The 13,622-nt window shown below is 63.2% G+C and carries 12 protein-coding genes; 7 read left to right on the forward strand and 5 right to left on the reverse strand.

The features are described from left to right. Positions 1 to 173 precede the first annotated feature (173 nt). The gene (locus AC6CH2_RS20820; protein ID WP_435394428.1) at positions 174 to 1,289 is read right to left on the reverse strand and encodes a PilT/PilU family type 4a pilus ATPase; all 1,116 of its coding nucleotides are present in this window, start codon (positions 1,287 to 1,289) and stop codon (positions 174 to 176) included. Positions 1,290 to 1,445: 156 nt separating this feature from the next. On the opposite strand from AC6CH2_RS20820, the gene AC6CH2_RS20825 reads away from it, so the two are divergent. From AC6CH2_RS20825 to AC6CH2_RS20855, 7 genes are all read left to right on the forward strand, one after another. After that, positions 1,446 to 1,763 carry a DUF4398 domain-containing protein gene (locus AC6CH2_RS20825; protein WP_498270916.1) on the forward strand — a complete coding sequence of 106 codons (318 nt, stop codon included), beginning with the start codon at positions 1,446 to 1,448 and terminating at the stop codon, positions 1,761 to 1,763. Beyond that, positions 1,760 to 2,386 carry a hypothetical protein gene (locus tag AC6CH2_RS20830; protein WP_498270879.1) on the forward strand — a complete coding sequence of 209 codons (627 nt, stop codon included), beginning with the start codon at positions 1,760 to 1,762 and terminating at the stop codon, positions 2,384 to 2,386. Before AC6CH2_RS20825 ends, AC6CH2_RS20830 begins: the two co-directional genes overlap by 4 nt. Before the next feature lie 516 nt (positions 2,387 to 2,902). Further along, complete coding sequence (locus AC6CH2_RS20835; RefSeq protein ID WP_435394425.1) at positions 2,903 to 3,118, forward strand: HP1242/YdcH family protein; 216 nt, start codon at positions 2,903 to 2,905, stop codon at positions 3,116 to 3,118. A gap of 317 nt (positions 3,119 to 3,435) precedes the next feature. After that, positions 3,436 to 4,806, forward strand: coding sequence for a pyridoxal-phosphate dependent enzyme (locus AC6CH2_RS20840; protein ID WP_498270880.1), 1,371 nt, complete (start codon positions 3,436 to 3,438; stop codon positions 4,804 to 4,806). Positions 4,807 to 5,130: 324 nt separating this feature from the next. Continuing rightward, on the forward strand, positions 5,131 to 6,309 hold the full coding sequence (locus AC6CH2_RS20845; protein WP_498270881.1) for a cystathionine gamma-synthase: 1,179 nt from the start codon (positions 5,131 to 5,133) through the stop codon (positions 6,307 to 6,309). After that, complete coding sequence (locus tag AC6CH2_RS20850; RefSeq protein WP_498270882.1) at positions 6,306 to 7,145, forward strand: ABC transporter permease; 840 nt, start codon at positions 6,306 to 6,308, stop codon at positions 7,143 to 7,145. The genes AC6CH2_RS20845 and AC6CH2_RS20850 overlap by 4 nt, the downstream gene beginning before the upstream one ends. Then, positions 7,135 to 8,484, forward strand: a complete 1,350-nt coding sequence (locus AC6CH2_RS20855) for an ABC transporter ATP-binding protein (RefSeq protein WP_498270883.1) — start codon at positions 7,135 to 7,137, stop codon at positions 8,482 to 8,484. The genes AC6CH2_RS20850 and AC6CH2_RS20855 overlap by 11 nt, the downstream gene beginning before the upstream one ends. A gap of 50 nt (positions 8,485 to 8,534) precedes the next feature. Here AC6CH2_RS20855 and AC6CH2_RS20860 read toward each other — a convergent pair whose 3' ends face one another. From AC6CH2_RS20860 to AC6CH2_RS20875, 4 genes are read right to left on the reverse strand one after another with little or no spacing between them, the layout of a single operon-like run. Next, the gene (locus tag AC6CH2_RS20860) at positions 8,535 to 10,385 is read right to left on the reverse strand and encodes a methyltransferase domain-containing protein (RefSeq protein ID WP_498270884.1); all 1,851 of its coding nucleotides are present in this window, start codon (positions 10,383 to 10,385) and stop codon (positions 8,535 to 8,537) included. Beyond that, on the reverse strand, positions 10,385 to 11,323 hold the full coding sequence (locus tag AC6CH2_RS20865) for a glycosyltransferase family protein (protein ID WP_498270885.1): 939 nt from the start codon (positions 11,321 to 11,323) through the stop codon (positions 10,385 to 10,387). The genes AC6CH2_RS20860 and AC6CH2_RS20865 overlap by 1 nt, the downstream gene beginning before the upstream one ends. Then, positions 11,320 to 12,387, reverse strand: a complete 1,068-nt coding sequence (locus tag AC6CH2_RS20870; protein ID WP_498270886.1) for an NAD-dependent epimerase/dehydratase family protein — start codon at positions 12,385 to 12,387, stop codon at positions 11,320 to 11,322. The genes AC6CH2_RS20865 and AC6CH2_RS20870 overlap by 4 nt, the downstream gene beginning before the upstream one ends. Before the next feature lie 2 nt (positions 12,388 to 12,389). Further along, complete coding sequence (locus AC6CH2_RS20875) at positions 12,390 to 13,442, reverse strand: acyltransferase family protein (protein ID WP_498270887.1); 1,053 nt, start codon at positions 13,440 to 13,442, stop codon at positions 12,390 to 12,392. Between the last annotated feature and the right edge of the window lie 180 nt (positions 13,443 to 13,622).

Raw genomic sequence — 13,622 nt, forward strand, 5'->3', positions numbered from 1 at the left:
TTTACCGGAGTGAACAAGAGCAAGGCAGTCGCCGCGCCTGCCGATTCGCTCACTCCTCATCCTCTGCGCTGGCTTCTCGAACCGGCCTGCGCCAAATGCAAAACGGGCCCCGAAGGACCCGTTTGCCGCGGAACGCTTTACCCGTTCCTCATTCCGCTCCGCTCACTGCTTGCCTAGTGCGCGGCGGTCGCGTCGTACATGTCCGCGTACGGGTCGTGCTCGCCGGTGCCGCCCTCGGACAGGCGGAACTTCAGCGCCAGGCCGTCGCGCGAGTCGGCCGCCTTGAGCGCCTCCTCCATCTCGATCCGGCCTTCCTTGTAGAGGCGGAACAGGCACTGGTCGAACGACTCCATGCCTTCTTCGAGCGACTCTTCCATCGCCTGCTTGATCTCGTGGACCTGGCCGCGGCGCATCAGGTCGCGCACGTGCGGGGTGTTGATCAGGATTTCCGCGGCCGGCAGGCGGCGCCCGTCGACGCCGATCACCAGGCGCTGCGACACCACCGCCTTGAGGTTCAGGGCCAGGTTCATCAACACGTTCTTGTGCGCGGCCTCGGGGAAGAAGTTGAGGATGCGCTCCAGGGTCTGGTCGGCGTTGTTCGAGTGCAGCGTCGCCAGGCACAGGTGCCCGGTCTCGGCGAAGGCGATCGCCGCCTCCATGGTGGTGGCGTCGAGGATTTCGCCGATCAGGATCACGTCCGGCGCTTCGCGCATCGCGTTCTTGAGCGCGTTGTGGAAGGCGTGGGTGTCCAGGCCGACCTCGCGCTGGTTCACGATCGACTTCTTGTGCTTGTGCAGGTACTCGATCGGGTCCTCGATGGTGAGGATGTGCCCGGCGGTACTGCTGTTGCGGTGGTCGATCATCGAGGCCAGCGTGGTCGACTTGCCCGAGCCGGTCGAACCGACGATCAGGACCAGGCCGCGCGGCGCCATGATGATCTGCTTGAGCACCTGCGGCAGCTGCAGCTCTTCGATGCTCGGAATGATGCTGCGGATGGCGCGGATGACCATGCCGACTTCGCCGCGTTGCTTGAAAACGTTGATGCGGAAACGGCCGGCGTCGGGCAGGGCTAGCGCCATGTTCAACTCCAGGTCACGCTCGAACAGCGGTACCTGGCCCTCGTCCATCAACGAGTAGGCGATCTTCTTGACCATGCCCGGGGGCAAACCGGTATTGCCGAGCGGGTACAGTCGACCCTCGACCTTGATGTACACCGGCGCGCCAGTCGTCAGGAACATGTCCGACGCGTTTTTTTCCGTCATCAGCTTCAGGAAATAGCCGATGTCCATGCATTCACACCCCTTGTTGACGGCGCGCGCCGTTGCAAGCACGCTGCCGGCTTCCGACAATGTCCGTGCGACATCCCTTCCGTACGGCGCTCCCCAATGACCGCAAGCTTCGCACAAATTCGATTGCCGCTGCTGGCCGCAGTTCTCGCTTCCGGGCTGGCCGGCTGCGCCTCCACGCCTCCGCCGACCGGAGAACTGTCCGCCGCGCAGCAGGCGGTGATGCGCGCGGCCGATGCCGACGCCGACCAATACGCGCCGCAGGACCTCAATGCCGCGCGCACCGCGCTGAGCGCGGCCCAGGCCGCGCTGTCGCAGGGCAAGGACGAGGATGCCCGTCGCATGGCGCTCGCGGCCGCGGCCGAGGCCGACCTGGCCTATGCCCACAGCCGCGAGACCGTGACCCAGGCCGAACTCAACCAGCGCAGGGCCGAGATCGCAGAATTGCGCAATCGCCTGCAGGGAGCCGACCGATGAGTGCGCGTCTTCGCGTTATCCGCCTGTCGGCGTTGGTCCTGTGCCTGGCCTGCGGCCTGGCCTTCGCCGCGCCGGCCGACGACCCCGAGGTCGCCCGGCTCGCCCAGCGGGTGGCCGCGATCGAGGCCAATCCGGACGCCGCCGCCTACGGCGCCTTCGAGCGCCTGCGCGCGCGCCAGGCGATCGATGCGGTGCGCCAGGCCCGCAGCCGCGACCGCCAGTGGGCCTTGCGCATCGCCGACCGCCGGGTCGAGACCGCCGAGGTCGTGACCCGCACCCAGCTGGCCCAGCGCGAGGTCGACCGCCTCGACCGCGAGCGCAGCGAGCTGCTGGTCGAAGCCAGCCGCCGCGACGCCGACCGCGCCCGCGCCGAGGCCGAGCGCCTGCGCGTGCAGGCCCAGATCCAGGCCGAGGAAGCCGAACGCCTGCGCCAGGCCGCCGACCAGGAAGCCCTGGCGCGCCAGGAAGCCGAGGGCCTGCTCGACAACGTCGCCAACCAGCAGGCCGCCAAGCTGCGCGCCGCGCGCGAGCGCGACGCCGAGCTGGCACGCAAGGAAGCCGAGCTGCTCGGCCAGTCCCCGACCCCGCCGAAGCCGGCCAAGCCCAAGCCGAAGCAGAAGTAATCCGGCTCGCCGGCCTGGCTCGATGCCGGGCCTGTGGTCCGCAGCGGTGATCCTGGACCCCGGTGCCCGCGCTCGCCTCGGGGGCATTGTCTTGCCGTATCGGGCGGCTGCGCTTCCGACGAACGGCGGGGCCCGCGGCCGCAGTTTTGCCGGCCCACCGTCCGCGGCTGTTCATGTTTGCGGATTCCACAAAAATTAAAAATTAAAACAATGGCTTGCAGGCGATTCGGAGTCGTCCCGGGCCTGCCTGTCCAAGGCCTGAAAACGGTTGCAGGCGCCCTTGCCGGATCCCGGGTACAGGAGTAGGGTCAGATACCCAAGCGGTTCTTCGACCGCTTGGCGAAGAGCCAGGCCGATGACCGATACGCCCTTTCCGCAGGACCCCGCCGCCGCACATCCGCATGCGGCCCGGTTGCGTGAAACGGACGCTGCGCCGCGCCTGACGAACCTCACGGTCCCCCGCAACGCCCTGGTCCGACGGCCGGGGCGTTCGCATTCGTGCTGAAGGAGGCTTTCATGTTCGAAGAACAACCGCAGCCTGAAATCGACGCGCTCATCAAGAGCAATCCGGAATTCAAACAGCTCTACCAGCGCCACAAGGACCTCGACAAAAAGGTCATGGACGCCGAGCTCGGCGTATTGCCGATCGACGACACCACCCTGGGGCAGATGAAGCGCGAGAAGCTGGCTGCGAAGGACCGCTTGACCCAGTTGTACGACCAACAGCATTGATCCAGGCGGCATCGGCGCGACGCCGGTGCGGTGCTCGCCGGCAAGGAGAGTGCCGGCGCCGATCGTATGGACCCCGACCCGCCCGCGGTCGACGGCTCCAGGTCTAGCGCGGGCGGTGGCGGCCATCCTCGTCGGTCGCCACCGCCCGCGGCTACCGACCTCTCCGATAGTCATTGTTTCCCGCGCGCCCAAGCGCTCCCGCGCACGAAACCGGCGCCCGCGATCCGCGCCGAACGCGCGTGCAGCGGCAGCGCAGTCCGCCGAGGCCTCGCTAGAATGGCCGGGTCCGCCGCATGGTCGCGGCCCACAGGATTCGCATGGCCATTCATTCCTCCGTACTCGAACTCATCGGCCAGACCCCGATCGTCAAGGCCCAGCGCCTCGACACCGGCGTCTGCGAGCTGTATCTCAAGCTCGAATCGCAGAACCCCGGCGGTTCGATCAAGGACCGCATCGGCCTGTCGATGATCGAAGCGGCCGAGAAGTCCGGCAAGATCAAGCCCGGCGACACCCTGGTCGAAGGCACTGCCGGCAACACCGGCATCGGCCTGGCCCTGGTCGCCCAGCAGAAGGGCTACAAGCTGCTGCTGGTGGTGCCCGACAAGATGAGCCGCGAGAAGATCTTCAACCTCAAGGCGATGGGCGCGCAGGTCGTGCTGACCCGGTCGGACGTCGCCAAGGGCCACCCGGACTACTACCAGGACCTCGCCGAGCGCATCGCCCGCGAGACCCCCGGCGCCTACTTCATCAACCAGTTCGGCAACCCCGACAACCCGGCCGCGCACGAGTTCGGCACCGGCCCGGAGATCCTCGAACAGATGGGCGGCGAGCTCGACGCCATCGTGTTCGGCTGCGGCAGCTCCGGGACGATGACCGGCCTGTCGCGCGCCTTCGCCACGCTGTCGCCCAAGACCGAGCTGGTCCTGGCCGACCCGGTCGGCTCGATCCTCGAGGAATACATCAACCGCGGCACCCTTTCGGACAAGTCGGCCAGCTGGATGGTCGAGGGCATCGGCGAGGACTTCCTGCCGCCGATCTCCGACTTCACCCGGGTCAAGAAGGCCTATGCGATCAGCGACAAGGAAAGCTTCCTGACCGCGCGCGCCCTGCTCGAGAAAGAGGGCATCCTGGGCGGCTCCTCGACCGGCACCCTGTTGGCGGCGGCGTTGAAGTACTGCCAGGAACAGACCGAGCCGAAGAAGGTGCTGGTGTTCGTTTGCGACACCGGCAACAAGTACCTGTCGAAGATGTACAACGATTACTGGATGCTCGACAACGGCTTCATCCAGCGCGAGCAGCACGGCGACCTGCGCGACCTGATCCTGCGCCCGTATTCGCAGCGCGACACCGTGGTGGTGGGCCCGGGCGACCTGCTGGTCACCGCCTACCAGCGCATGAAGCTGTACGACGTCTCGCAGCTGCCGGTCATGGACGGCGAGCACATCGTCGGGATAGTCGATGAAAGCGATGTGCTGCTGCACGTGTACGGCGACGAGTCGCGCTTCCGCGACCCGGTCTCGACCGCCATGGTCAGCAAGCTCGACAAGATCCCGGTCGATCAGCCGATCGAATCGCTGCTGCCGGTGTTCGACCGCGGCCACGTCGCCATCGTCGTCGACGGCGAGCGCTTCCTCGGCCTGATCACCCGCATCGACCTGCTCAACTTCCTGCGCCGCCGGGTGCAGTAAGCGCCGCCCGACTGCCGCCCGCGTGCCGGGCGGAGGCCGGCTTGGAGCGGGCAGGAGCGGCGCTAGCCGCGACCCTCGGGCGGGGGAAGGCACACTTGAGGAGGTTCGGGACGCTCTCGCCAAGGGGGGAGCGGCCCCTCTCGATATGGGCGAGACGCCTATTCAGCTTGTGCCGGCCCATGGTGCATCCGTCAACCGGGCAGGGCCGCCCGCCTGCATAACCCGCCTGCATCCGACCTGAAGTGAGGCGTCGTCGCGGCGGCCGGCCGCGGCGGCGATGTTAGAATTCCCGGTTGCGCCAACGAGCGGAATCGGAAGCATTCAATGAGCCAACAGCAGCCGGAAGACGGGGCCCGCAAGCTCGGCCTGGGCACCCTCGCGATCCACGCCGGTCAGTCGCCCGACCCGAGCACGGGCGCGGTGATGCCGCCGATCTACGCCACCTCGACCTATGCCCAGAGCAGCCCCGGCCAGCACCAGGGCTTCGAGTACTCGCGCAGCCACAATCCGACCCGCTTCGCCTACGAGCGCTGCATCGCCGGCCTCGAGGGCGGCAGCCACGGCTACGCCTTCGCCTCCGGCCTGGCCGCCACCTCGACCATCCTCGAACTGTTCGATGCCGGCAGCCACGTCATCGCAATGGACGACGTCTACGGCGGCACCTACCGGTTGTTCGAGCGCGTCCGCCGCCGTTCCGCCGGGCTGGACTTCAGCTGGGTCGACCTCAGCGACGTCGCCGCGTTCGAAGCCGCGATCCGTCCCGAGACCAAGCTGGTCTGGATCGAGACCCCGACCAACCCGCTGCTCAAGCTGGTCGACATCGCCGCGATCGCCGCGATCGCGCGCAAGCGCGGGCTGGTGGTGGTGGTCGACAACACCTTCTCCTCGCCGATCCTGCAGCGCCCGCTCGAACTGGGCGCGCACATCGTCATGCACTCGGCGACCAAGTACCTCAACGGCCACTCCGACATCGTCGGCGGCATCGCCGTGGTCGGCGACGACGCCGATCTCGCCGAGCGCATGACTTTCCTGCAGAACGCGGTCGGCGCGGTCCAGGGTCCGTTCGACAGCTTCCTCGCCCTGCGCGGCCTCAAGACCCTGCACCTGCGCATGAAGGCCCACTGCGAAAACGCGCAGGCGCTGGCCGAATGGCTCGAAACCCATCCGTCGGTCGAGAAAGTGATCTACCCCGGCCTCAAGTCGCACCCGCAGCACGAGCTCGCCCGGCGCCAGATGCACGGCTTCGGCGGCATGGTCAGCCTCTACGTCAAGGGCGGCCTCGACGGCGCGCGCCGGATGATGGAGCGCTGCGAACTGTTCACCATCGCCGAATCGCTCGGCGGCGTGGAAAGCCTCGTCAACCACCCCGCGGTAATGACCCACGCCTCGATCCCGCCGGACCGCCGCGCGGTCCTCGGCATCACCGACAACCTGGTGCGCCTGAGCGTGGGCGTGGAGGACCTGGCGGATCTGCGTAATGCGCTGGCTGGAGCGCTGCAGTGACGATAGGCGCGCGCCGAGCGCCAGGTGGAATCGCCTGGTACGCATTCGGGGTGTTCTTGCTGCTTTTCAGGGAACGGTCCCTGTTCGCGCGACTGGTTTCGCGCGATGTCGGGTCGCGCTACAAGGGCTCTGTCTTCGGTATCCTTTGGTCGCTGCTGAACCCGCTCGCGCTGTTATGCGTTTTCGCTTTCGTGTTTGGAGTCGTCTTCCAGGCGCGTTGGGGTGTCGCCGGGGACACCAAGAGCTTTGCCCTGGTCCTGTTTTCCGGCTTGGTGTTGTTCCTGTTTGCTTCGGAATGCATCAACCGCGCTCCGATGTTGATCCTGCAGAACAGCAACTATGTGAAAAAGGTCGTCTTCCCGCTCGAATTGCTGCCGCCTGTAGTGGTCGGCGGCGCTGCGGTGAATTTGTGCATCTCGCTGGGTATCCTGCTCATAGGACAATTGCTGCTGGAAGGCTCGATCCCCTTGAGCTGGTTCAGCGTACCGATCATCGTCCTGCCTCTGGCCATACTGATGGCCGCGGCGGTGTTTCTGCTCTCTTCGCTCGGGGTGTTTCTGCGCGATCTGGGCCAGGTGACCGGCTTGGTCACGATCGTCATGATGTACCTGAGCCCGGTCCTGTTTCCGATCGAATCGGTGCCCGAGCAGTACAGGGGGCTGCTGCACTTCAATCCGCTGACCGTCCCAGTCACCCAACTGCGGGCCGCCACCCTTTATGGACAGTGGCCCGATTGGGTTCAGCTCGGGCTGTACGCGGCAGTCGCGTATGTCCTGTTGGTGCTGAGTTTTACCTGGTTTTGGCGCAGCAAGAACGGTTTTGCCGATGTCATCTGAAGTCGCGATCGATGTGGTGGGTCTGCACAAGAGCTATCTGATCTTTGATAGTCCGGTGCACCGGCTATGGCAGATGCTATTGCGCGGTAAGAAACATTTCTTCCGCGAACACCATGTTCTGAAAGGGATCTCGTTCCAGGTCAGGCGCGGCGAAACCGTCGGTCTGATCGGCCGCAATGGCTCCGGGAAGTCGACCTTGCTGCAGATACTCTGCGGCACGCTTGAGGCTAGCGAAGGGCAGCACCGAGTCAATGGCCGAGTCGCGGCGCTGTTGGAGCTCGGAGCGGGCTTCAACCCGGAATATACCGGCGTCGAGAATGTCAGGATGAGCGCGCAGATCCTGGGGCTGACCAACGAAGAGATAGATACGCGCTTCGACAGCATCCTGCGCTTCGCCGATATCGGCGACTACGTGGATCAGCCGGTCAAAACTTACTCCAGCGGCATGTTCATGCGCTTGGCCTTCGCCGTGATCGCTCACGTCGACGCTGACGTGTTGATCATCGACGAGGCATTGGCGGTTGGAGATGCATACTTCGTGCAGAAGTGCATGCGTTTTCTGCATACTTTCAGTTCGTCGGGCGGCACGCTGCTGTTCGTAAGCCACGATAGCTCCACGATTACTTCGTTATGCGATCGGGCGATATGGCTGCAAGACGGAAAAGTGCGTATGGACGATGCGCCTAAGCAGGTGACTCAAGCCTACCTGGCGGATCTTTATCGGCAAGAGCAGGGCGACGACGAAGTGGCTCTGCAGATTCAGCAACAAGGCCAGGCCATGTTGCTGCATTCCGGGGACGACGACTATGCGGATGCGCGCCGCGACCTAGTTCTGAACTCGAATTTGCGCAACGATCTCGAAGTCAGCCGTTTCGACGAGACGGGTGACGTCTTCGGAAAGGGGGGCGCCCGCATCCTTGATACGCGACTGCTCGACGAGCATGGCGCAAGATTGCAATGGGCCGTAGGCGGCGAGCCGGTTTCGCTCGTAGTGACTTTACACTGCGTCGAGGCGATTTCAGGGTTGATCGTAGGATTTCTCGTGCGCAATCGCCAGGGTTTGTCCCTGTTCGGCGAGAACACGTATTTGTCGTATCTAGACCGGGCGCCGGAATGCGGTGCCGACGAGACTTGGTACGCGCGATTCGATTTTCGTATGCCGATCCTGCCAGCTGGCGAGTACGCAGTTTCGGTGGCAGTGTCCGAAGGCACGCAGAAAGATCACGTCGTGCACCATTGGGTGCACGACGCGATCATTATCAGCAGTCATTCTTCGGCAGTAAGTACCGGGATGATCGGCATCCCGATGAAATCGATTGCGCTCGGCAAGATCGGCTGAGCACTCGCCGATCGCGCATCGACTCGGGGTCGGGTCGATGCGCATTGCGGTCATTGGCCGAACAGACGCTTGAGCTTGCAGGCGAAGCGCCAGGATTTGGATGCTTGTAGGCGGGCCTGGTAGTTCTCGAGTTCGGCCGGAGTCATCGCCCACAGCATCGGCGACGCTTGCTTGCGGCCCACCAGCGCCGCCGCCGCGCGCACCGGCCAACCGAGCGCCCAGGTGCGACTGTTCATGGTCGCGTGAATCTGCTCGCGCAGGGCGTTGGCGTAGCGATGCTCTTCGAGCAGTGGATCCGGAAGCGGACCGTGCTGTCCGCGATTTACGCGATTCCAGTCCTGCACCATCTGCCTGATGCGGGTCGCGCTACCCGGTGCCAATAGTAAGGGCATGGCATCGAACTTGCGCCAGATCGCATGATGGTTCGACTGCCACTCATCCGCCGAATGCAGGGTGTAAGAAGACTCGGCCTGCTTCCAGAGACGATAGATCGAAGTGATGTCGCTGCCGCTGCCTACGTCGCAGACGTTGGCAGTCCGCATCATGAAGTCCCAATCTTCGGTGGTGGTCAGGGATTCGTCGAACCTAACGCCGAGATCGTGAAAGGCCGAGTGCGGAAAGGCGACGGAGACCGGCGGCGTGCTGTTTTCGACCAAGTGCTGGAAGAAATCGAATTCTTTCGGGTAGCGCGAATCCATGCCACTGACGGCCCGTACCGATGGGCTGCCGTAGTTGGTCCGAACGGGCTGCCAGGATTGCGCTACGGTTCTGCTGCGCAGTACACGCCCGGGAGTCCGGTTCGCGAGTTTTCTGAACTCCTCCACCCAGTGCCCCATGACGATGTCATCGTCGTCGAGAATGGCGATGTAATGTCCTTTAGCCTCCGAGAAACCAACATTGAGCGGTCGGGTGCGATTGCCGTCGTCTACTTTGATGAGGCGGATGCGGTTGCGGATCGTTGCGTTCGTGTCTTCGATAACGCGTTCGACTGCGAGTACGCCTTCCGGCTGAAGCTTATGGCCGATGACGAGAACTTCGAAATCCTGATCGGTTTGCGCAGAGAGGCACAGGAACACATCGCGCAGCGTATCCAGGCGCTTGCCCTGGGTGCGCGTGACTACGCTCAGGAATGGGCGTCCGGTCTCGCCGTGGTCGTCGGTATAAGCTATCGCGTCGCGTCTTTGTCCCGGCAGGTAGAGGCCGACGAACTGGTTCGTGGTTGCAGTGGCGTCAACGCCGTCCCGCAAGTAGGACAGTAGCCGCTGCAGCAACGACCCGCCAGCCAAGGCCGGGTGATAGGTCGGGAAATGCTGATCGCTGTGGTTGAGTTTGACGTCTTTGGAGCTGACTAAATGCCAGCCCGACGCATGCATCATCGTCCGCAGGCTCGCCTGAGTGAAACCGCGAAGATGGGTGTGGTCCAGCAAGCCGGTCTTTGTGTAGTCCCAGCGTCCGAAAGCCAGTTTAAAGCCGACATCGCGATGAGCCACGTTGGGCACTGAAACGACCAGCGGGGCGCAGTGCGTCTCAGAAATCCGGCGCAACATAGCCACGACCGCTTCGGGCTCGGCGACGTGCTCGAGGGTGTCGATAATCGACATCGAGACGAGTTTTTGATCGCCGATCACCTGTCGCAAGGTGGTTTCAGCGCTTGCGATATCGCTCAGATCGAGCGCCTGGGTCTGAAATCCTCTCGCACTCAGTTGGCTCAATGCCTCGACATCGATATCCAAGCCGATGTACTTGCAGCCGAGATCATCGCGGACACGTTCGGCGATCGGTCCCAGGCTGCAACCGATATCGATATGCACGCCTTCAGGGCTGTTGCCGTGATCGGTCAACAGGCTGATGACATGCCCGTAGACATTGTCATGGAAGTAAGGATTGTCGTAGGTATTCATCAGAGGCTGAACCGATGTTCGGTGTAGTGATCGCCGCGGAACACCGAGACGGTTCGGCGCTTGTCGATAGGTTCGGGCAGGCGGCCTTCCGTTCGTCGAGTTTCGAAGTTCTCGGCGGCGCGCTTGAGGTGGGCGATCGGAGACTTTCCGAACCCTTCGAGCAGGCGGGCGACGATCTCCGGCCGCGAGTACTTATGCGCCATCATCAACGCCGCTTCCGCCGAGTAATATTGTTCGGAAGAAGTCGGTTGCCATTGACCGTTGTCGCCGAGGCGCTTGTCGTGGAAGACCGCAGCGGAGGGTTGATAGATGATGCTGTAACCGGCTAAGCGCGCTCGCCAGGAGAAATCGACGTCGTCGCAGTAAAGAAAGAACGATTCGGCGTCGAAGCCGTCGAGTTCGCGCAACACGGCCAAGGGGATCAGAGCGCAAGCGGTGGTCGCCCAGTCCGTTTCGCCGCTGCCCGCGTTGTATTCCTTGGGATGTTCGACCGGCAGTTGGCGCGCTTCCACCAAGCCGACCTTCGGGTTCTGCAGCGGTCTGGCGAGCTCGATAAGCGCGTCCGGTGCGAGCATCACGTCCGGGTTCATGATCAGCACGGCGTCGACGGGGTTGCCTTTGTCGAGCGCCTCGACGGCATGGGCGATGAGGGTGTTGTGGCCGCGTGCCGAACCCATGTTGCGGCCGAAGTTCACGTTTTCCACGCTTCGCAGCGCTTCGGACGAGACGGCGATCGCCTTGATCGCGGCGGCGTCCAGAACCGGGGCGGGAGAGCTGTCTCCATATACCAGCGAAACGGAGCTTACCGCGCCGGCAGCGATCGCGAGATCGGCCGCGCGATTGAGATGGGCCACTGTCTGGACGATGCGTTCGGGTTCGTTGCCATAAAGCACCGAGTGCACGCGCACATGGCCGATATTATGGATTTTAGCGGTCATGGCTGCTCCAGTTCCCCCTCTCGTTCATCGATCCAGGCGCACAGACGTCTTACGCCCGTAGCGGCATCGACCTTCGGCGACCAGCCCAGCGTCTCAGAGGAGGCAGTCACGTCGCATGCCGCATGTCGGACGTCGCCGTTACGGTATTGGGCGGTGACGTGCGGCGGCGGGGCGTTGTAGATGCCGGCGATGATGTCAGCCAGTTGTTCGATGGAAAGCGAGGCGCCGGTGCCGATGTCGGCCAGGATTCCGCTCTTGTCGGAGGTGGCGGCGGCGATGATGGCATCCGCCACGTCGTCGATGAAAACGAAGTCGCGCAGCATCTTGCCGTCCTCGTAAAGCGGAATGCTCTTGCCGGCCTTCGCCAGGCGCGCAAACAACGAGACGATGCCCGTATAGGGGTTGGTCAGGGATTGTCCGGGGCCGTAAACGTTCTGCAGGCGCAGCACGTTGAGCGAGGTGCCGAATGCAAGGCACCATGCCGAGAGGATGTGCTCTTGAGCCAGTTTCGTAGCGCCATAGACGCTAGTTGGATCCGGGCGCGTGGCAGCGCAGCGGAAGGGCTGGCTGCGAAGTCCCTGGAAGTCCCACTGACCTTGCTCGAGCATCTGGGCCGAACGTTGGCCCGGGTAGTGCGAGCGACCGCTTGCATCGAGCCATTCGCCTTCACCATAGATGGCGCGACTGCTCGAGAGTACGATGCGCGACGGTATTATTTCATGAGAGGCGAGTGCGTCGAGCATCTTGGTGGTGCCGACGACGTTGACCTGCGCATGACGGCTGGCTTCGGTCAAGGATTGCCCGGTGCCGGTCTCGGCGGCCAGATGGACGATCGTGGTCGGACGGTACTTGGACAAGACCTCGGTCCAGGTCTGGGCCTCCGTTACATCGGCGACGATCAGCTCCACCTGCGGATGGAGCGCGGCCGGCCTCGTTCCGCTCTTGTGAATCTGGGGATGCAGATTGTCGACGGCGACAACCCGATCGAACGATTTCACGAGGGTTTCGGATATGGCGCAGCCGATGAATCCGGCGCCGCCTGTTACGAGACAAATCTGGGTCATGCTTACTCCGATGTGCTGGGAACGAGTTTCGCGACTGCTTTCTTGTTTTTGAGCGCAAGCATCGGTTTTTCGATGAAGTGCCAGGAAACGGCTGCGCATGCCAACGCAACGGGGAGGCTGATCAGGGCGTTCTCCATAGCGCTAAGCCTGTTGCCGGCCAAGTGGTTGACGGTCTGCTGCACGACAAAACCGTAAAGATACAACCCGTATGAAAAATCGCCGAAGCGGCCGGCGCGCGACAACAGAGGATGCGCGGCGAGGGCGAGCGACAGCACTGCAACGGGAAGGACGAGGTATAGCGTCGCTTCGAGCGCCCAGGCGTTGCTGGGCGGGACCAGCGCGACTACGCCTATGATGAACAAAGCCAGGCTTGGATCGAGAAAGCGTTCCCACTTCATGTGAGCGACGAAGGCGCCTAGCATGAAGTATGGGGCGACATCCAAAGCGCTGATCAAATCGCTGCCGTAGAAGACCGGATGACTTTCAGGGGTATGCAGGCGCACGAAGTAGATGCTCGTTGCGCATAGGACCAATGTGGCGGCACCCATGAACCACCTGGACCTCAGCAAGACGCCGAGCGTGCAGATCAGCGGCAGCGCCAGATACATCGCGAATTCGATCGGCAGGCTCCAAAGCGAACCGTTCACCGCGACGGGATAAGTGTTGTCCGCGAACAAACCCGGCAGGTCGTACACCGGTTTCAGAAAAATATTCTTGAAGTAAGAGTATGTGCCTGGGTTGGAGAGATACTCGCCCACGGGCAGGGTAGACAGTGCCGGCCCCAGGAATAGGGCGGACGCTATGCAAATGGCGATCAGAGCCGGAAATATGCGCAAGCTGCGCTTGCGCAGATAGCGTGTGAGCGAGGGCTCGAGGGTCCAACTAGTATAGATCAGGTATCCGCTGATCACAAAAAATATCTTGACCGCCAACGCCTGCACGGAGTTGGCGAACAAGGTTGGACTGGGCGTGTTGGTCAGCGGATGCGCGTGCCCGAAAATGACGACCGCAGCAGCCAGCAATCGTACGGCATCGAAATTGTTGACTCGCCCCATGCTTATATTCCGGATGCCATTTTGTGAATGTGAGTTGCCCATCGAGCTGTCGATCCCTCGATGGGTCGCAAGGTCCCCGCATTATGAAGAAAAATGCGGAACGACTTTCGCCAGTAATGCGGAGACTTGCCGTGAAGGCCGAGTGAAGCGCTCGGCCGACCTATTAACCGCGGATCGGGC

The organism is Lysobacter sp. GQ73 (assembly GCF_059758755.1).

What these genes read in the sequence shown, in the direction of transcription:
- AC6CH2_RS20820 (WP_435394428.1), bottom strand. Translation starts at nt 1,289, where the DNA reads ATGGACATCGGCTATTTCCTGAAGCTGATGACGGAAAAAAACGCGTCG.
- AC6CH2_RS20830 (WP_498270879.1), top strand. Translation starts at nt 1,760, where the DNA reads ATGAGTGCGCGTCTTCGCGTTATCCGCCTGTCGGCGTTGGTCCTGTGC.
- AC6CH2_RS20835 (WP_435394425.1), top strand. Translation starts at nt 2,903, where the DNA reads ATGTTCGAAGAACAACCGCAGCCTGAAATCGACGCGCTCATCAAGAGC.
- AC6CH2_RS20840 (WP_498270880.1), top strand. Translation starts at nt 3,436, where the DNA reads ATGGCCATTCATTCCTCCGTACTCGAACTCATCGGCCAGACCCCGATC.
- AC6CH2_RS20845 (WP_498270881.1), top strand. Translation starts at nt 5,131, where the DNA reads ATGAGCCAACAGCAGCCGGAAGACGGGGCCCGCAAGCTCGGCCTGGGC.
- AC6CH2_RS20855 (WP_498270883.1), top strand. Translation starts at nt 7,135, where the DNA reads ATGTCATCTGAAGTCGCGATCGATGTGGTGGGTCTGCACAAGAGCTAT.
- AC6CH2_RS20860 (WP_498270884.1), bottom strand. Translation starts at nt 10,385, where the DNA reads ATGAATACCTACGACAATCCTTACTTCCATGACAATGTCTACGGGCAT.
- AC6CH2_RS20865 (WP_498270885.1), bottom strand. Translation starts at nt 11,323, where the DNA reads ATGACCGCTAAAATCCATAATATCGGCCATGTGCGCGTGCACTCGGTG.
- AC6CH2_RS20870 (WP_498270886.1), bottom strand. Translation starts at nt 12,387, where the DNA reads ATGACCCAGATTTGTCTCGTAACAGGCGGCGCCGGATTCATCGGCTGC.
- AC6CH2_RS20875 (WP_498270887.1), bottom strand. Translation starts at nt 13,442, where the DNA reads ATGGGGCGAGTCAACAATTTCGATGCCGTACGATTGCTGGCTGCTGCG.